Origin of the sequence: Nitratireductor aquibiodomus NL21 = JCM 21793 (assembly GCF_000615975.1) — a bacterium.
Lineage (GTDB): Bacteria > Pseudomonadota > Alphaproteobacteria > Rhizobiales > Rhizobiaceae > Nitratireductor > Nitratireductor aquibiodomus.
Map to the genome: position 1 here is coordinate 12,033 of NZ_BAMP01000054.1, position 15,770 is coordinate 27,802.

Below are 15,770 nucleotides of genomic sequence, written 5' to 3' on the forward strand. Positions count from 1 at the left end.
CGGATCATCTGGCGCAGGCAGGAAGCGCTGGGTTATGACTCCTGCATCTTGCATAGGCTACCATCTGCATACAAAATGTATGCAAGATTGCAACCCGGCAACCGGAGGAAAGGATATTTTATGACCGAGACCACGTTGGCCATCGGCGACCTCGAGCACATTGTCGAGGCGATCATGCGCAGGGGAGGCCTGTCGCCGCTCCATGCGGGCGCGCTCACACGGGCAATCGTGGCGGGAGAGCGCGACGCCTGCAAATCCCACGGCGTCTACCGTGTCGAGGGTTGCCTGCGCACCATCAAGGCCGGCAAGGTCGTGCCGGATGCCGAGCCTGAACTGACCAGCGATGACAGCGCCATCGTGCGCGTTGCGGCGAAGGGCGGCTTTGCCAATGCCGCGTTCGAACTGGGTGCCCCCGTGCTGGCCGAAAAGGCCCGGCAGTTCGGGCTCGCGGCCCTGGTGATCAACGACTGCACGCATTTTTCGGCTCTCTGGCCCGAGATCGAGGCGCTGACCGCGCATGGGCTTGCCGCCATGGCCATGTGCCCGAGCTATGCCAGCGTCGCCCCTTCCGGCGGCAGCGGCCCGCTTCTGGGCACCAACCCGTTCGCCTTTGGGTGGCCACGGCCCGGCAGGACCCCGTATGTATTCGACTTCGCCACCAGCGTTGCGGCACGCGGCGAGATCGAGCTTTATCGCCGTGCCGGCAAGCCCTTGCCGGAAGGCTGGGCGATCGACACGGACGGAAAACCCACGACGGACCCGGAGGCCGCGCTCGACGGTGCGATGCTGCCCTTTGGCGGGCACAAGGGATCGGCCATCTCGACCATGATCGAGCTGCTTGCCGGGGTGATGATCGGCGATCTGACGAGCCCGGAGGCGCTGGAAGCGCTCGGCACCACCACGCTGGCGCCGGCCCATGGCGAACTGATCCTGGCCTTCGACCCGACCCGCTTTGCACAGGGACGGGTGGGCGACCCGATGGCGCGTGCCGAGACCCTGTTTGAAGCCATGGTGGGCCAGGGAGCACGGCTCCCCTCGCAGCGCCGGTTTGCCGCACGGGAGAAGGCGCTTGCCGAAGGCATCCGCCTCACTGCCGAAGAAACGGCGCTGCTCGAGCGTCTGCGCGAAAAAGGCTCGACGCCGTTTAAGCACAGGAGCCCTCCCGGTCCGGGAGGGCTCTTCCACAGGGTCAGGCTGCGTATTTGGAGACCGCGCCCGGCAGCTTGCTCCAGTTCGCGTACCAGTCGCGGAACAATTTGTACTGGGCTTCGGCATAGCCACGCTGGCTCTCCGAGAGTTCATCCGTCTCATTGAAGTGCAGGCGGTATTCCTCGTCTCCGTTCAGCACCATCAGGTATTTGTAGTAGAGAACGAGATCCGCACCCTCATCGAAGGAGGAGAGCACTGCAAGCGCTGCATCGAGCTCGGAAGCCCGCTGACGCGCATCCGCATCGCCGGCCGCAGCAGCCTGGCTCAGCGCGACGAGATGCAGGACTTCGCGGGGAAGCACATTGCCGATGCCGGTGATGGCACCATCGGCGCCGCAGTTGACGAAGCCGTGATAGACCGTGGTGTCGACACCAATCATTAGCTTGATGTCGGGGTCGCCGCTGGTGATGTTCTCCGCCGCATAGCGCAGATCTGCGGCACCCCCGAATTCCTTGAAGCCGACCAGGTTGGGATGCTCGGCACGCAGGGCGAAGAAGAGGTCCGCCCGGGTGGCAAACCCGTAATAGGGGCTGTTGTAGATCACCGCCGGCAGATCGGGCGCAGCCGAAAGAATGGCCTTGAAGTGGTTCCGCTGCGCTGCCGGCGAGCTGCCGCGCGACAGGACACGCGGGATGACCATGAGACCCTCGGCTCCGACCTCGGCCGCATGCGCCGCATGGGCCACGGCGCTTGCCGTGTTCACCGCTCCCGTGCCGACGATGACGGGCACGCCAGCCTCAACCAGCCGGGCAACGCCTTCCATGCGCTGCGCGTCGGTCAACAGCGGCCAATCGCCCATGGATCCGCAATAGACCACGGCGCGCATACCGGTATCGATCAATTCCTTGCCCTTGCGCACCAGCGCGTCGAAGTCGGGGCTGCGATCCGCCTTGCAGGGGGTCATCAGAGCGGGAATGCATCCCGAGAAAATATGGTTGATCATGCCGATCTCCTTCAAATGCCTGATCTCATGCGCCGCAATGCATCCGCAGCCGGCCGCTCACAGTTTGGATCGCCTGCAAAATATCACTTGTATTTTTTTTGTCGACACAAATTTTCGCGCAGCAGCACTGCTGCATTTCAGGGGCGGAGCGCTTTCCTGGGTGCTGCCCCTAAAGCGCGATCTTCTGGCGGTGGTCGCGGGCGATCATGTTGCGAATCTGCTCAACGATCTGGTCGGCGTGCTCATTGGCCAGCGCATCGGCCTTTTCCACATCGCGCGCTTCGATGGACGCGATCATGTCCTCGTGCTCGACGACATAGCGCTGCGGCAACTGATCGTTGAACGAGGAATAGTAGAGGCGAAGCAGCCGGCGCCCCTCATCGAGCAGGCGCAGAAACAGGCTTTCATAATAGGGGTTGCGGGCAGCCGCGGCTATGGCCGCGTGGAACTCGCGATTGGTGGCGATCATCGCCAGCGCGTCCTGTTCCGCGACAGCTTTGGCAAACTCGGCCTGGCGGGCGCGTATGGTGACGAGATCGTCCGCCTGATGATTGAGGGCGGCGAGCCGCGTCGTCACACGATACATCAGCGTCAGCGCATCGAAGAATGTGTGCAGGTTCAGGAAGTCGATATTGGCGACCACGGTGGAGCGGTTGGGCAGGGTCGTGACCAGCCCCTCACCGGCCAGACGCACCAGCGCCTCACGAATGGGCGTGCGCGACATGGAAAGACGCTGCGCAAGCTGGATTTCGTCGATCGGTGTGCCCGGCGCCAGCGCGAGGTCCAGTATTTCATCACGCAGCACATTGTAGACGAACTGAACGCCGGAACCGCGCTTGCGTTCGGCGGGTTTGCGCGTGGCGGCTTCGGACATGTCTGATCCTCATGTGTACAAGAAAAATACTGTTAGGAATGAAAGGGCGCGATCGTCAAGTGCGCACGAAGCCTGTCCGCTGAACTTGACCCGACAGGGCCGGGCCGGGGCCAAACCGCCCAGAAGATGCTCGGCGGGCGTCAGTCCGCGCCGACGACCGACCATCCGACCGGTTCGCCCCTTTGCTCAATCGGCTTTTGCGAAATGCGCCATCTGGTCCGCGTGAGCCTTTTTAAATGCTGGCCGGTCCGTGATCCGCTTTACATAGGCTTCCGTTGCCGGGCGCTCCCCGAAAGACCGGACCCTGGTGATGCGCAGGGCATCAGCCATAAGCAGATCGGCGACCGTGAAGCGGTCGGCTGCCAGCCATTCCCGTTCAGCGAGTACGTTTTCCATATGACCAAGGCGACTTTCCAACCAGCCGGTCAGATGATTCTGCTCTGCGCCCCTCACTTCCAGAAACCACCAGGGGACGGAAACCATTTCGACCGAATTGAGCGCGGCAACCAGCCATTGCAGGGTCTGCGCTTCCCCGGCAGGGTCGCGCGGCATCAGCTTTTCGCTTTTCCGGGCCAGATGCAGCAGGCATGCGCCGCTCTCGAACAGTTCGAGATCACCGTCGCTCAGAAACGGGGTCTGACCGAAGGGCTGTTGCGCGAAATGCTCCGGCCCGCGATCTTTGAATGGGACGGTGCGAACGGTGTAGGCCAATCCGGCCTCCTCGCATGCCCATCTCAGCCTTATGTCGCGCACAAAACCGCGGGGACCTTCCGGAACCCAGTCATACGTCCAGACAATCAGATCACTCATGACATCCAATCCAGTTCAACCGGCGCTCCCCAGGCGGCATGATGCCGCCGGCACGATTGCCTGATTTTCCCTGCGGATCAAGGTGCGTTGACGGGCGCGCCCAAGGAGCGGTCAATCTGTCGGAATTTCAGAGGAAAACTGGTGGGCCTCACGGGAGAAAGCTCGAACCAGCTTTTTCAAACCCTTGAGGACTGGGAACGCCATCTCGCACAGCTAGACCATGAAGGTCTGCGGTGCGGCCATGAGCGACCTAAGCCCAAGATTTGATGGGGCAGCGGCCTCTAAACCCGTTAAGGCGGCCTATCCCCCGCCGTTCTCGATACGGCTTACCCAGGAGGAACGGGCACAACTGGATGTGCTGCGGGGCAACAAGTCCCTCAGTGCCTATATCCGGGAACAACTCTTTGGAGATGCTGTTGCACCGCGCAAGCGCGGTCGCAACAACCCTGTCCAGGATTCCGAAGCACTGGGCCGGGTCCTCGGGGCGCTCGGGCAGTCGCGGCTGTCGTCGAACCTCAATCAGCTTGCGAAGGCCGTCAATACGGGTTCCTTACCTGTCACGCCGGAAACGGAATCCGACCTTGCGAATGCCTGCCGGGACATAGCGGCGATGCGCGCCGATCTGCTTCGCGCCCTCGGCAAGTCACCGGGAGACGGGCCATGATCCTGAAAGCAAAGGAGCGCGGCGATGCTCCGCAGCTCGCGCGCTATCTCATGTCCATGCGCGATAACGAGCATGTCGAACTGCATGATGTGCGTGGCTTTGTCAGCGACGATCTGACCGGCGCTTTCAGCGAAGCCGATGCTATCGCCAAAGGGACACGCTGCAAGAACTACTTGTTCTCCATGAGCCTCAATCCACCGGCTGGCGAAAAGGTGCGCATGGAAGATTTTGAGGTGGCGATTGACCGGATCGAAGAAAAGCTCGGTCTTGAAAACCAGCCCCGCGCTGTTGTTTTCCATGAGAAGGACGGACGGCGACATGCGCATGTGGTGTGGTCGCGGATCGATAGCGAGCGGATGCGCGCGCTCAACATGGCGCACTTTAAAATGAAGCTGCGCGATGTGTCCCGCAAGCTGTTTCTGGACCATGGCTGGGACATGCCGCGCGGCTTGCAGGACAAGAGCCTGCGCGATCCGCTGAATTTCTCGCAGGAAGAATGGCAGCAAGCCCGGCGTGTCGGTATCGATCCACGCGAACTCAAATCGGTTTTGCGGCAGTGTTGGGAGCGTTCAGATAACCGGCCATCGTTTGAACGGGCTCTGAAAGAACGCGGCTTTTGGCTTGCCGGGGGCGACAGGCGCGGCTTTGTTGCCATCGACTATCGTGGGGAGGTCTACTCGCTCTCGCGCTATGCCGGGGTGAAGGTCAAAGAGCTGGAAGCGCGAATTGGCGATCCGGCGCGGCTGCGCTCGGTCGATCAGACCAAAGCCGAGGTTGCGGCAGGTATGACCGGCAAGCTCGAAGCCTTCATTGCCGATGCACAGCGCGAAGCCAATGAGCGCAGCGAGGAACTGGCCCAGCGCAAAACGGAACTAGCGGCACGTCATCGCGCCGAACACGAAAAGCTCAATGCCAATCTCGAACGCCGGTGGCAAGCGGAAGTGCAGCGCCGGGCGCAACGGCTGCCGAAAGGCTTTTCGGGCATCTGGCATCGCCTGACAGGGCAGTATGCCAAGCTCAGAAAGCAGAACGAGCGTGAGGCGCTGGATGCTTATCGCCGCGACCGGGCGGCAAAAGATGATCTGATTTTCCGCCAGCTTGAGGAACGCGGGGCGTTGCAATCCTATATCCGGGCGGAACGCTCGGTATCACAGCAGCGCTTGGCCCTGCTACGCGAGGATGTCGCCAATTACGATTCACTGGAAAGAGGGCCGCGGCGAAAACAAGATGACGGTATGGGGCCGGAAGCCCGCCGCAACCGGCGGGAACGGCGGCCACGCCAGCGCGATTTCGACATGTAGTGTTGCGAGCGCGGTGGATATTTCCAGCGCTGCGCAGGTCACGCACAAATTGCCTATCCCATCATTCCCGCATGATCCGGCATGCTGCCCTGCCGGGCCGTCCAAACCGTGACGATATTCTTGAGGGGCGCATCCTCCAGCCTGCTTCAATCACCGCTCGAACCATCAGCGCCTTCATGGGCCGATGATGAGTGCCGGGGCCGAAAGGCCCTGAATGGTTCGGGGCCTCCTTGAAACAAAGGAGGATACGATGAAACTCGTCACACACTTTGAAGCGGCAACCCGCAGCACTGCCGAATTGCGCTGCCTACTGAAAAAGGCATTTGCAGTTGCCGCGTCTACGCCGCCCTGTTCGCAGGCACGCCGCAACGCGCTCGCCTCGATACACACTATCGAATTCGAGTTGGCGCGGCGAACGCCGCACCTTTAACCCGATGCGGCTGGCCCGGCGGCCAGCCGCAAAATTTTTCCGCCATCCTAAAACAAGGATAGCTGCGCGCCGCGCCAGCCGGTGGGCTCGGCTTCATAATCCAGCCATGCGGTGACATAGGCCACCGGCCCGCCCTCCTGCGCTACGGTACCAATGGGAATAAAGTGCGAGCGATAGCCCGTTTCGGTGATGGGCAGCGCAATCCTGTTTTCGCTGTGCAATTCGATATGCTCGGTCATGCCGAATTTTTCCGGGGTGAAGGTAATTTCCACCTGAACGCCGCGCCATGTCATGGTGTGATTTTCCATTGCCTTGAACCTCCAAGCTGTGGGAGTGCCGCTTACGCGGCAACTCCTTCTTGCTGGGGCTGCTGCTGACGCGCATGCAGGAAATCCGCTGCGCGCTGAGCATGTGCGGCGGCTGAGAATATCGCGCGCTTGTCATCTTTCAGGACTTTCAGCCAGCTTTGGATATAGGCCGCATGATCGGTGCCCGGTTCCGGCGTCAGCGCCAGATCGGCGCAAAGGAAGGCCGCGCCAAGTTCGGCAACCAGTTCTTCGCGGGCATAGGCTTCATCGCCCCATTTCTTTCGCCCAAACTCCCGGTCCAGCCGCGTCTTATGCTTCGTCCAGTGGGTCAACTCATGCGCCAGCGTCGCATAGTAGCTTTCCGGGCTGCGGAAACACTCAAAAGGCGGCATCTGCACATGATCGCTGCTGCCGCTGTAATAGGCCCGGTTGCCGCCGTGACGAATGTCTGCACCGGTTGCCGTGAAAAATACGTCGGCATGTTCGATCCGCTGAGCCGGATCAATGACCGGCTCCGGCTTCGCGTAGTAATGCTCAGGCAGTCCGTCGATCTGCTCCACATTAAACACGCTGTAGCTCTTCATGAACGGGATTTTCCGCTCTTCTTCGGTTCCGTCCGCGCCTTCTTCGGTTTTGGTGATGGTGTTCGCGTATACTACGGGATTGCCGCGCTCCCCTTTTCGGACATGCGCGCCAAGTTCCTTTGCCTGCTTAAAGGTCATCCAGTACGGGGAGCTATAGCCGGCCTCCATCGCCGCGCCCCAGAGCATCAGCACATTGATGCCGCTATAGGCCATGCCGTTATGCCGTAGCGGCCTGACAATCCGCCCCTCCATGTTTCCGGTGGACCACGGCTTGAGCCATGTCAGTTCACCCTGTTCCAGATCGGCAATGATCTTGTCGGTGACTTTCTTGTAAATATCTTGTTTCATTGGCTTTTTCCTTCCTTGGATAGTCGGTTGCACATGCAACCGGACTAGGCCCGCGCCAATGAGCGGGGGGACGGCCGTCAAGACCGCAGACAGCGGAGGGGGATCACCCGCCCTGCACAAGCCGAAGGTGCGGAAGGGCGGGGAGACCGCTGGCTGCGCCCGCAGCGCATGCGGAGGGCTTGGTCTTGACGGAGGACGGGGCCGCAGGCCCCAAAACAGAGAAAGAAGCTACGCGGTGCCCACCGCGCCAGTCGTGGCGGCCTGACAGGCCGCCAGCCTGCGCGAAGGATCGTCACCGGACGGCGAAGACCTGGCGACAGGGCTTCGGGCGCTTGCGCCTAGAGCCTGACCGCCGTCAGGCGGGCGCGCCTGCATGACAGGATTGAATAGAGAGCACCCAACCACTAGGTTTTGTGCCTCTCGGCGTATTGGAAACCAGATAGGCCGATCTTATATTTGGTGGATGAACATGCCCGGCCTTGCTCCGTTCCCGCTCTCGAATGTCTTCGCGCCCCATCCGTGGTTCTATGTGACCAGGCGGTTCCAGCATTTGCAGGGCAACCTCGCGTTGCTGCCCGCCGATATCGAGGACGCCAATACCAAAGTGGGCGGCATCGTAAGTAGCCTAAACCGTTCCTTCTACGGCGAAAGCGTGGTGAGCCGGTATTTGGTCGCCGGATCGTGGGGCAAGAATACGGCCATCCGCCCACCGAGCGACGTGGATATATTCTTCATCCTGCCGAACGAAGTATTCCACCGCTTCAACGCCCGGACAGGGAACAAGCAATCGCAACTGCTTCAGTATGTGCGGGATGTCGTATCAACCACCTATCCACAGACCCGCATTCGCGGCGACGGGCAGGTTGTCGTAGTCGGCTTCAACAGCATCGAGATCGAGATTGTTCCTGCCTTCATTGCGCAAGGCGGGGGATTCATCATCTGCGATGCCAATGACGGCGGGCGCTGGAAGCTCGTCAATCCTGCCGGAGAAGCGTCCGCGCTGGATCAGTCCGACATGGCCTTCAACGGCAATGTGCGAAAGATCACCCGCATCCTTAAACAGTGGAAGCGGCACTGCAATGTGCCCATCAAATCCTTCCAGGTCGAACAGCTCGTTCGCGAGTCTCTTCCCGGAATGATATGGGGCGGCTACCAGGAGTTTTGGTTCGACTGGATTGTGCGGGATGTATTCGCATACATGATCGGGCGCGCAGGCGGCGGATTCTATATGCCGGGAAATCCGGGCGAGTGGATCAATCTTGGCGATGACTGGAAATCGAAGGCGATCAGCGCCTATGAGCGCGCGTGCAAGGCGTGCGCGTGTGAGCGCCAGAACCTGAACATGGCGGCGGGAAGTGAATGGCAGAAGATATTCGGGAATGCGATTCCGGAAACGGTGATCTGACACAAGCGCATAAGGCGCTGGTCAAGGAATGCCGTGAGCAATCGCGGAACACGCTCTATACCTCCACAAGCTTTTTCATCTGGCTCCGCTGGCTCAAGGTCATCCGGGCCATTCTCTGGATCATCGCCGTCGCCGCCGGTGCTGCCGCTGCCAGCACGGTTCTTTCCCGACACGAGAATCTCGAACTGCTGATTGCCGCCCTTGCACTGCTCGGCGTCATCCTGCCCGGCACAATGCAGGCCGTGAAGCTCGATGAAACCATTGATGCCTATAGGGATGCTGCCGGGCGCTTCAAAAATGTGGAAGGCGCGCTGCGCCGGGCGGCGGATATCTGGTCGCACAAGCCATGGGAAGAGTTTGAGAAGGAAGCGCGGGCAGCTCTGGCGGCGCTGGACAAAGCCCGTGAATGCGCCCTGACCCCGCCTGAATGGTGCTTCAAAGCTGCGCAGCGGAAGGTACAGTCAGGCGACTACGACCCCGAACCTGCCAAGGAGTAGGTCCGGCCAAAAGAAATAAAAGTCAGCGCCGATGCGGCACTATCATTGCGCTCTGGCGAGAGGGCTCGAAGCCGGATGGTGCTGATCCAGCGCAGACGAGACGCGATTCACGAGCGTCCGCTGAGCGTATTCTATCTCACCTTGTACTCTGTGATACGTGTATGCTCGATTAACAGATGCATCGTTGTGAGCGTGAACACCTTGCCGTCCGTAGCCTGTAGCAACCGGCGCATATCCTCGCGCCGCACCTTGAAACCACGCCCCGCGATACAGGCAATCACGTCATAGTCCTTGCCCTGCTCGTCGCGGAGTGTGCGCAGCCGCTGGACCCGCGCAACTTTGTCGCGCGCCGTGCCGTCGTCCTCGGTCAGCTTCGCCTCAATCAACGCAACCGGCGTGAACTCGTCCGGGATGATAAAATCCGGCGCCTGGTCGAAGCCGGGAATCCGCTCGGCCCGCTTCGTCTCGCGGAAGCTGACTTTGGCTTCCGTGAGCACATTCTTGATCGCGACCTCGACAACCTCGCCAACCAGTTCGCTGACCGAATCCCGGTGCGTTGCGTAAGGCCGTCCAAGAAAGCGCTCATAGAGCAAGACGGGATACGGCGCGCCAAGATCGGCGATGGACTGCACGCTCTTGGTGCCTTCCGCCGTGTCCGCTTTGTCCAGACGGTGCACGATGCCCGGCGGCACGACGCCGGGCCCTTGCTGCACTGTGCGAACACCGGCCTCAATCATGGCCCGCATGCGCTGTGCAGTAACGCCGTTTCTTTCGTTCATCGTCCCAAGCGGTTTCAGACGCATGCGGCGGTCGATGGAACGCGCCGCGCCTGATCCACTTCAACGCCGGTCATTTCCGTCGTGACGTAAGCCCATTCGGGTGGAGAGAAGCCGAGAATGCAGCGGAACACGATGAAAGCGATTGGCGCGTCCCTGACGGCGGCGAGAACAGTTTCGGGCGTCAGCTTGGCGAAAGCATCCGTATGTCGCTTGAGGGTCTGATAGCCCTTTTCGAAGGTCGGATAGTCAATGAACCCTTCGCCCTTCGGCATTTCAAGGAAGCTTGAAGTCAGTTCGCCGAATACCTCATCAACAAGCGGTTCCCAGGCGATATTCGTGTCGCGGTAGTCGATTTCAAAACGCGACGGCATCGCGATTCCTTTCATTGGATTCAGCCGTCACGAAGAGCGGCCCGGCAGGAGCGGATATCTGCCTGCCGGTTTCAAGCTCATCAAGAAGCTGTTCCGGGTCGGCAAGCCGCGCGAGTGCCTGCGAAAACCGTTCAAGCTTTTCGGCGGTAGGCACCTCAGCGTCCCAGCCTTTGCGCAGATTCCAGACTGCCATTCGGGTCAGATGTCCGAAGATGATGCAACGTGTGTCACCTTTGGTTGGCTTACGGCCTGCCTCAGTAAGTTGGGCAAGATCCCGTGCGACGATTACCGCAAGCTGCTCTGCGGAGTCGAACAACCACTGCCGGGGCGCATGGCCCTGATCGCGGCACACGAACACCGTATCAACGATTGAAGATGCGGTGCCGTGAATATGGATTGATCCGCCCATTTCGGCGGGACACGGCAACGACGCCGAACACGTCAGCCCTGAGTCGAGGATGGCGACGCCGACCGCGAAATAGGCGTCGAGCTTGTTGTGATGATAGGTGAAGGCGAGTGGCGCGCCGGGCTTGAGTGCCCGCGCCATGCTTGCATAGACGCGCGCAAGCCCTTCGGTGAAGTGCTCAAGCCCACGCCCCTTTGTAACATTGCCGGTTAGTTCTTCTGCGGCCCGTGTCGAGGGCCGGTCGAACCCTTCCGCCTCACTCCCAACCAGACGGCGCAGCCAGACATAAAGGAAGTCCATCAACTCGCCGTACTGCACGTTCCCGAAATATGGTGGATCGGTGAACACGGCATCAAGGCTGTCCGGCGCAAGACTCACTGCCGTTGCGTCGCCGCAGTGGATTTCAACCTTGCGCCGCCGCCCGCCGTTAAGCCGTTCTCCAATCCACTCACCGGGCACCGGTACCCGCACATTGCGCGCGCCCTGCCGCTTCACCTCGAACGGCGCATCGCAATAGCGCTTGGCCTTTGCATATTTGTCGATGATGTTCGTCCACCCGCCCGAGCCTACATTCGTATCATTGCCGTTCACAATGCCGAGCAGATTGGACTCGCACTGCACGAGGCCCACGGGGAAGCCGTGCACCGAGAAAATGTCGAGCGACTTGAGCGCCCACGTATCATACCGGCACAGCATGTTTTGGTAGCGTAGCAGATCGGAAAGGTTGGTTGCGAGCGCATGCCGCACGCGCTCATTCGCGACCTTGTGGATCAGGCGGCAACTTGTTTCCAGCCCAAGGAGCTGCCGTTCGTTGAACATCTGCCGGTATTGGCTGTAGCCCCAACGGTGCAGCCGGTCGGTTTCGTCACCGGGCAGGATTTCATGGTCGGGCACAAAGCGCGCGCGCGTCCGCGCCCAGCGCTCTTGCGCGGCGGCAACGCGTGCCAGGTCTTTCTCATCGGGCTTCTTGAAAAAGCGCCCCTTGTGCCCCGCCTTGCGGTGCGGATTGTAATACTCGATGGCAAAAAGTCGGTGGCGCAGCGGACCGTCTTCCGCACGGGGGTAGTGATTGTCGTGGCCACAGTGCGGACAGGCACAGCGTCCCCTTCTGGCAGGGCCGTCAACATGCAGATGCGCCTCGCAACGCCGACACGCGCCAGGATGCTTGCGGTCTTCTACCTCGTTCAGGTCGCCGCATGAAGAACAAACCAGAACGTTCTTTGGGTGCCGCGAGTCCTCTGAGAGAAGATAACCGGGGAACAGGTCAACCGACTTGCCGCACGATTCGCAGTCGATCACCTTGACCCACAGGAAGTATTTTACGGGAACGTCAGTGTCGCCGTAGAGGGGGCAGTCGGTCAGATAGAGTTCGCCAATCTCAGCGCGAAGCTTGCCGAGCAGCCGGGCCGCTTCTTTCTGATAGGCGTCCACGTCCAGATGTTCGATTTCCTCGCGGACGATCCACGCCGCCATCGGATTGATATCGAAGCCGGTCACGTCGCAGCCGACGCGGTTGGCCTCGATCAACGGCGTGCCACCGCCCATGAAGGGATCGGCAACCTTGCGGTTTGGGAAATCATTGGCAGAAAAATAGATGTCCGCAAGCGGGGCATCGCCGAACTCCGAGAGTGTCAACGCCCGAAAGAGCGTGCCCGGACGGCGCGCAAACCATTTGTGCACGGCGATGATGGGCCGGTAATTCTGCTGTATCTGCTTCTCGCGCAAAGCAAGCCCCGCAACCAGCGAGGTGTCAAACCTTGTTTCAATGCTCATGCGTGGGGCCCCGCCTTCGGCGCTTGTTAATTCCGACAAGCTCACCCTGTGAGTCTTCCTGCCGCTCGACATATTCGCGCATGAACTCACGGATGACCTGCGCCGCCGGTCTATCCTGTGCCCGGCAGACCTCAAGGAACCTGTCACGCAGATCGCGCTGTACCCGGATACGGAGTCCCGAATCTTTCATCATCTGCATAGTGTAGCCATTGGATGTACAGATGGGTAGGAAGAAAAGGCATCTGTCCCCAAGCTTGGCAAGCAGAGATTCTGTGTGGCCCATGCCCTTTGCTCGTGGGTTCAGGGGGGGGGGACTCCCCACCGATTGACGGTCAAGCGGACCGCTCGCTTGTACATGGTGCGGTGCAGGTGCAAACGAGATGAGTGCATCATATACAGCGATATTGAGTTGGATCGTTCGGGTTTCTCTCTGGTGACAAAGGAGCGAGACAGGCAAAAATTCTAAAGTCAGGCCGCAACAATCCTGAGTTGAAGAACTGCGAAAAGAACTGTCCCTGTGATGCGGATCGGCGCTCACATTTCCAACCACCTAAATTACCCAACGGTGCGCGGCATATCATTGTGTTTAAAGTACTGCGGCACCTGTTGAAATATCGTTCCATGTCGGTTTTTTCTTGCCCAACACAAGCTAGCCCCTTTTCAACAGGATTTGTATCCTCTCTGCTGCCCACTTTCAAACTAACTACCACCACTAGTATTACGGTAAGGCTGGCCCACAGAATAAATTTCTTGGACATCAAGCTCCAGCTCCTGCTCTCTGATCGGGATGTTGATAATGCCCTAAGGTAGGGGTGATGCAAAAGCCTCTTTCCTTGGTCGCGCCGAAGGGGTCTCAATGAAATGGTCATGGGGGTATCGGGGGCAGCAGTAACGCTCCCCTGATCGGGCTCAATCGAGCGGTCGATTGTGCATGGTGCGGTGCAGGAGGAGAGGCATATCTCCTGGCCCTGCGAGTGGGTTCAGGGCGGCGCGATAGCCCCCTGATCGGGTTCAGCGCCGACGCGCTGGCGGCATTCAATCCGCGCAGGGTTGATCTCCATGAAATGGCCTCAACGGCGTTGTCAGGGGTCTTGGGGGCAGGAACGCCCGCCAAGTCGATGGGGTGCAGGGGAGCGCCGAAGGCTCCCCGCGAGTGATTGACCGGCGATACGGTCTGATGGCTCTGCAACGGGTTCGATACCCTGACAGAGCCAATGGCTGGGGGATGCAACGGGGGGCGCTAGCAGCCCCTTTGCCAAGATGGTTTTGTACTACAAAACACATCTTGCTCACCGCCCGAACCGCAACGGAAGCGCCCATGTAGTACAGCTTGCTGCGTAGCAACAATCGAGCGGATACGGAAAAAAGGAACGGCGCCAGAACGATGGAGCTTGCCCGCTCTCCCGCCACGATTCACACTGTGCGGAAGGCGATAGATCGGAGAGAGGCTGATGAATGAGGAAGAGCGGGAAGTCCTGACGGCGGCCATCGACTGTCACAACCGGATGGTGCGTTATTTTCACGAGTTTCTGCGCGAGCGGGAAACCGGCGAGAAACCGAGCGTGAACGGGCACGACGTGCTGGCAATGTTTGATGAAGTGGAGGCTCATCGCTCCAAGGCCTCGCGGGTGCAGACCGATCTTCTCAACCGTATGCTCTGGCCAGCCGATGATGTTGCCACCTATCTTGGCTCAACATGGCGGCTGCTGACCGGGCCGGCGCTGGGGGGCAAAATACGGCTGGTGCCACATGCGCTGGAACTGCGCGAACCGAAACCCTATACGTACCCGGAAGCCGGTTAGTTGCCTCCCTCCTTATCCTCCCGGGGAAAAATGACAAAGCGGCCGGTGAGCGCCATGCCGGGCACGATTTCGCAATTCAGGCCGCCGCGCGCGTTGATAAACCCGACTCCGGCGCGGTGATATTGCACGCGGTGCTTCCCCTCCTTCGAGCGGTATTCTTCGGCAATCATGATGTCGTAAACGGGCTTTTTCATTGTATCGTCAATATATCAAATTTATTTTTATTGGCACTCAAGGACATAGACGACCATCCGCCCAAAGTCGCTACATGGGCTGGTTGGCCCGTAGTTGTAGTGACATATTGCACCAAGAGGAGAGCAATCACCAGAAGGTGGCGAATAAGTTGGTGATTGAGAGCTTACCGGACAATCACCCTGAAAACCACCAGGTGGCACACCTATGGCACAGGTCATGCTAACTTGTTGCCAGGTACCTCCGGCAGGCGGATCGACTGTACAAGATTGGTGGGTGTAGCTCCCAGCAAGCGCACCATCATCGCAGGTGCGGGATTCGCTGACACAACTACTGCCATACGGCACGCTGGCTGATTGATAGACGGTGACACTGCTGCCGTGATCGATTGTGCCGCCCCACGGCGCAGAACAATCGGCAGGTGGAGCGCTGACTTCGCATTCAGAAGTGTAAATCTGTCCACCATAATCTGCTGCCACCAGTATGCTGCCATCCGCAGATGAGGCCACGTCAATCCAATACCGATCACTCTCACGAGCGGCCCATGTTTCCCCGCTATCGCTCGAAGTATAAATCCGCCCATTTGCAACTACGGCTGCCAGTTTAGTTCCATCCGCTGAAGATGCCACGCTAGACCACATCCGGTTGCTTTCCCGAGGGGTCCATGTCTCCCCGCTATCACTCGAAATATAAATCTGTCCATTTGCGACTACCGCGGCCAGTTTAGTGCCGTCCGCAGATGAGGTCACGTCAGTCCAGTACCGGCTACTCTCACGAGCGGTCCATGTCTCCCCGCTATCGCTCGAAGTATAAATCTGTCCATTCTGTACCGTAGCGACCAGTTTTGTTCCGTCCGCGGAAGACGCCAACCCCCACCAATTGCGGTTACTTTCCCGGGGGGTCCATGTCTCTCCGCTATCGCTTGAAATATAAATCGGTCCGTTTGCAACTACAGCTGCCAGTTTGGTTCCATCCGCTGATGACACCACTCTATACCAATACCGGTTACTCTCCCGGGGGGTCCATGTCTCCCCGCTATCGCTCGAAGTGTAAATCGTCCATTCTGTACCGTAG

General features: G+C 59.7%; 15 protein-coding genes and 1 pseudogene. 7 read left to right on the forward strand and 9 right to left on the reverse strand.

The window, feature by feature from the left end; genetic code table 11:
* Positions 1 to 120: 120 nt before the first annotated feature.
* Positions 121 to 1,134: pseudogene (locus JCM21793_RS14695) on the forward strand (Ldh family oxidoreductase); the annotation flags it as partial.
* 55 nt (positions 1,135 to 1,189) lie between these two features.
* On the opposite strand, the gene JCM21793_RS28795 reads toward JCM21793_RS14695, so the two are convergent.
* The 3 genes from JCM21793_RS28795 to JCM21793_RS14710 all read right to left on the reverse strand — a co-directional run bounded on the left by JCM21793_RS28795 (position 1,190) and on the right by JCM21793_RS14710 (position 3,836).
* On the reverse strand, positions 1,190 to 2,152 hold the full coding sequence (locus tag JCM21793_RS28795) for a dihydrodipicolinate synthase family protein (RefSeq protein WP_007008523.1): 963 nt from the start codon (positions 2,150 to 2,152) through the stop codon (positions 1,190 to 1,192).
* A gap of 169 nt (positions 2,153 to 2,321) precedes the next feature.
* Positions 2,322 to 3,026, reverse strand: coding sequence for a GntR family transcriptional regulator (locus JCM21793_RS14705; RefSeq protein ID WP_007008522.1), 705 nt, complete (start codon positions 3,024 to 3,026; stop codon positions 2,322 to 2,324).
* A 186-nt stretch (positions 3,027 to 3,212) separates the two neighbouring features.
* Entirely contained in the window at positions 3,213 to 3,836 is a 624-nt protein-coding gene (locus JCM21793_RS14710; RefSeq protein ID WP_025030856.1) for a glutathione S-transferase family protein, read from the reverse strand.
* 241 nt (positions 3,837 to 4,077) lie between these two features.
* Between JCM21793_RS14710 and JCM21793_RS14715 the strand changes: the two genes are divergently transcribed.
* The 3 genes from JCM21793_RS14715 to JCM21793_RS28800 all read left to right on the forward strand — a co-directional run bounded on the left by JCM21793_RS14715 (position 4,078) and on the right by JCM21793_RS28800 (position 6,231).
* Positions 4,078 to 4,500 carry a hypothetical protein gene (locus JCM21793_RS14715; protein ID WP_025030857.1) on the forward strand — a complete coding sequence of 141 codons (423 nt, stop codon included), beginning with the start codon at positions 4,078 to 4,080 and terminating at the stop codon, positions 4,498 to 4,500.
* Positions 4,497 to 5,801 (forward strand): relaxase/mobilization nuclease domain-containing protein, encoded by a 1,305-nt coding sequence (locus tag JCM21793_RS14720; protein WP_025030858.1) that lies wholly within the window; start codon positions 4,497 to 4,499, stop codon positions 5,799 to 5,801. Before JCM21793_RS14715 ends, JCM21793_RS14720 begins: the two co-directional genes overlap by 4 nt.
* Before the next feature lie 250 nt (positions 5,802 to 6,051).
* Entirely contained in the window at positions 6,052 to 6,231 is a 180-nt protein-coding gene (locus JCM21793_RS28800; protein WP_244439777.1) for a hypothetical protein, read from the forward strand.
* Positions 6,232 to 6,278: 47 nt separating this feature from the next.
* Here the strand turns inward: JCM21793_RS28800 and JCM21793_RS14725 are convergent, their stop codons facing one another.
* Both JCM21793_RS14725 and JCM21793_RS14730 read right to left on the reverse strand, forming a co-directional pair.
* Positions 6,279 to 6,524, reverse strand: coding sequence for a hypothetical protein (locus tag JCM21793_RS14725; RefSeq protein WP_202901431.1), 246 nt, complete (start codon positions 6,522 to 6,524; stop codon positions 6,279 to 6,281).
* A 47-nt stretch (positions 6,525 to 6,571) separates the two neighbouring features.
* Positions 6,572 to 7,471 (reverse strand): ArdC family protein, encoded by a 900-nt coding sequence (locus tag JCM21793_RS14730; RefSeq protein ID WP_025030860.1) that lies wholly within the window; start codon positions 7,469 to 7,471, stop codon positions 6,572 to 6,574.
* 469 nt (positions 7,472 to 7,940) lie between these two features.
* Here JCM21793_RS14730 and JCM21793_RS14735 point away from each other — a divergent pair, with 469 nt between their 5' ends.
* Together JCM21793_RS14735 and JCM21793_RS14740 are read left to right on the forward strand one after the other, a co-directional pair.
* Complete coding sequence (locus JCM21793_RS14735) at positions 7,941 to 8,876, forward strand: SMODS domain-containing nucleotidyltransferase (RefSeq protein ID WP_155983457.1); 936 nt, start codon at positions 7,941 to 7,943, stop codon at positions 8,874 to 8,876.
* Positions 8,831 to 9,373, forward strand: coding sequence for a hypothetical protein (locus JCM21793_RS14740; RefSeq protein ID WP_025030862.1), 543 nt, complete (start codon positions 8,831 to 8,833; stop codon positions 9,371 to 9,373). The genes JCM21793_RS14735 and JCM21793_RS14740 overlap by 46 nt, the downstream gene beginning before the upstream one ends.
* A gap of 131 nt (positions 9,374 to 9,504) precedes the next feature.
* Here the strand turns inward: JCM21793_RS14740 and JCM21793_RS28320 are convergent, their stop codons facing one another.
* From JCM21793_RS28320 to JCM21793_RS14750, 3 genes are read right to left on the reverse strand one after another with little or no spacing between them, the layout of a single operon-like run.
* A complete protein-coding gene (locus JCM21793_RS28320) occupies positions 9,505 to 10,176 on the reverse strand; it encodes a hypothetical protein (RefSeq protein WP_202901432.1) in 672 nt (223 codons plus the stop codon).
* Positions 10,167 to 10,523: a hypothetical protein gene (locus JCM21793_RS29765; protein WP_202901433.1), complete on the reverse strand. Its 357-nt coding sequence runs from the start codon at positions 10,521 to 10,523 to the stop codon at positions 10,167 to 10,169. The genes JCM21793_RS28320 and JCM21793_RS29765 overlap by 10 nt, the downstream gene beginning before the upstream one ends.
* Entirely contained in the window at positions 10,507 to 12,702 is a 2,196-nt protein-coding gene (locus JCM21793_RS14750; RefSeq protein WP_025030863.1) for a DUF1156 domain-containing protein, read from the reverse strand. Before JCM21793_RS14750 ends, JCM21793_RS29765 begins: the two co-directional genes overlap by 17 nt.
* Before the next feature lie 1,451 nt (positions 12,703 to 14,153).
* Here JCM21793_RS14750 and JCM21793_RS14760 point away from each other — a divergent pair.
* The gene (locus JCM21793_RS14760; protein WP_025030865.1) at positions 14,154 to 14,504 is read left to right on the forward strand and encodes a hypothetical protein; all 351 of its coding nucleotides are present in this window, start codon (positions 14,154 to 14,156) and stop codon (positions 14,502 to 14,504) included.
* On the opposite strand, the gene JCM21793_RS14765 is transcribed toward JCM21793_RS14760, so the two are convergent.
* The gene (locus JCM21793_RS14765) at positions 14,501 to 14,698 is read right to left on the reverse strand and encodes a hypothetical protein (protein WP_025030866.1); all 198 of its coding nucleotides are present in this window, start codon (positions 14,696 to 14,698) and stop codon (positions 14,501 to 14,503) included. The genes JCM21793_RS14760 and JCM21793_RS14765 overlap by 4 nt on opposite strands.
* Positions 14,699 to 15,770: the final 1,072 nt, after the last annotated feature.